We start from the raw sequence: 1,263 nt of genomic DNA, 5'->3' as shown, positions 1-1,263 counted from the left end.
GACGATCCCCCTCGACCTGCGCAGCCGCAACGGGCTCGCGGTTCTTTCCATCATCATCACCTCGACCCCGGGCACGATCTGGGTGGAATACAACGCCGCGAGGAGCACCCTGTTGCTGCACGTGCTGGACCTGGTGGACGAGACGGTGTGGATCAGGACGATCAAGGGCCGCTACGAACGCCTGCTGATGGAGATCTTCGAATGAGCGCTCTCGCCATCCTCGGATGGGCCATCACCATCGCCCAGATCCTGCTCGGCCTGGCGATGTGCTGCGCCACCTTCCGCCTCGTCACGGGTCCGCGGGCACAGGACCGGATCCTCGGGTTGGATACGCTCTACGTGACCGCGATGCTGATGCTAGTCACTTTCGGGATGCGAACGGGCAGCACCCTGTACTTCGAAGCGGCGCTGGTCATCGGCCTGCTCGGGTTCGTCTCGACCGTGGCGCTCGCCAAGTTCCTCATGCGCGGCGAGGTGATCGAATGAACGCCGCAGGAGACTTGCCGACCTGGGCCACGCTGCTGACCTCCCTCCTGGTACTGGTCGGGGCGGCCGTCACCCTGATCGGATCGCTGGGGCTGCTGCGGCTCGGCAACTTCTATGCCCGCGTTCATGCGCCTACGCTCGGGACGACGCTGGGCATGGCCAGCATCCTGGTTGGGTCCGCCCTGTATTTCAGCGTGCTTGAGTCGCGGCCCGTGGTTCACGAGATCCTGATCGCCGTGTTCGTCACGCTGACCACGCCGGTGACCCTGATGCTGCTCGTCAGGGCGGCGCTCTACCGCGACCGCACGGAAGGCAGCACGGAAGTCCCGGCAGCCGAAGTGGTGGAGGACCTGATCCCTCCAGGATAGGACCGACACATCCTAGACCACGGGCTTCCGGAGCCGCACCCCGGGACCGGCCTCGTCGGACGGTATCAGCAGCGCCCCGCCCCGTTCCAGGGCCGCCACCACCTGGGCCGCCGTCGCCATGTGCAGGCTATGACGCCCGTTCTCGAAGTCGCGGATGGTGCTGCGCGAGACGTCCGCCCGTTCGGCGAGTTCCTCCTGGGTCCAGTCCAGGAGGCCGCGGGCGGCACGGCACTGCTCGGGGGTGAGTGGCGGCATTCAAGATGTTCTGGCTGGGACGTGAAGTTGCCCATTATGGTTGAATCTAGGCTGCTCTTCGCCGGGCACAAGAGGGGGTCATCGCAGAATCTTCCCAGAATCCTACGCTAAGAGTTTAGGAGCGTCATAGGCTGCATATGGCGTTCAGAAACAG

The 1,263-nt window shown here is 64.8% G+C and carries 4 protein-coding genes; 3 read left to right on the top strand and 1 reads right to left on the bottom strand.

Translation table 11 applies throughout. The features are described from left to right. The 3 genes from ILT44_RS30410 to mnhG form a co-directional block, all read left to right on the top strand. Window positions 1-205 (top strand): Na+/H+ antiporter subunit E (locus ILT44_RS30410; protein WP_204243338.1); only part of this gene is annotated, 205 nt, incomplete at its 5' end. Next, on the top strand, window positions 202-486 hold the full coding sequence (locus tag ILT44_RS30405) for a K+/H+ antiporter subunit F (RefSeq protein WP_204243337.1): 285 nt from the start codon (window positions 202-204) through the stop codon (window positions 484-486). The genes ILT44_RS30410 and ILT44_RS30405, both read left to right, overlap by 4 nt. After that, window positions 483-854: a monovalent cation/H(+) antiporter subunit G gene (gene mnhG / locus ILT44_RS30400; RefSeq protein WP_204243336.1), complete on the top strand. Its 372-nt coding sequence runs from the start codon at window positions 483-485 to the stop codon at window positions 852-854. Before ILT44_RS30405 ends, mnhG begins: the two co-directional genes overlap by 4 nt. A gap of 12 nt (window positions 855-866) precedes the next feature. On the opposite strand, the gene ILT44_RS30395 is transcribed toward mnhG, so the two are convergent. Continuing rightward, window positions 867-1,109 (bottom strand): helix-turn-helix transcriptional regulator, encoded by a 243-nt coding sequence (locus tag ILT44_RS30395; protein ID WP_204243335.1) that lies wholly within the window; start codon window positions 1,107-1,109, stop codon window positions 867-869. Window positions 1,110-1,263 lie beyond the last annotated feature (154 nt).

Source organism: Microvirga arvi (genome assembly GCF_016892765.1).
GTDB lineage: Bacteria > Pseudomonadota > Alphaproteobacteria > Rhizobiales > Beijerinckiaceae > Microvirga > Microvirga arvi.
Note: the sequence above shows the minus strand (reverse complement) of the source record. Positions and strands in the feature narration are given on the sequence as shown.

Excerpts from the sequence above, each read along its gene's own strand:
- mnhG (WP_204243336.1), top strand. The coding sequence starts at position 483 with ATGAACGCCGCAGGAGACTTGCCGACCTGGGCCACGCTGCTGACCTCC.
- ILT44_RS30395 (WP_204243335.1), bottom strand. The coding sequence starts at position 1,109 with ATGCCGCCACTCACCCCCGAGCAGTGCCGTGCCGCCCGCGGCCTCCTG.
- ILT44_RS30405 (WP_204243337.1), top strand. The coding sequence starts at position 202 with ATGAGCGCTCTCGCCATCCTCGGATGGGCCATCACCATCGCCCAGATC.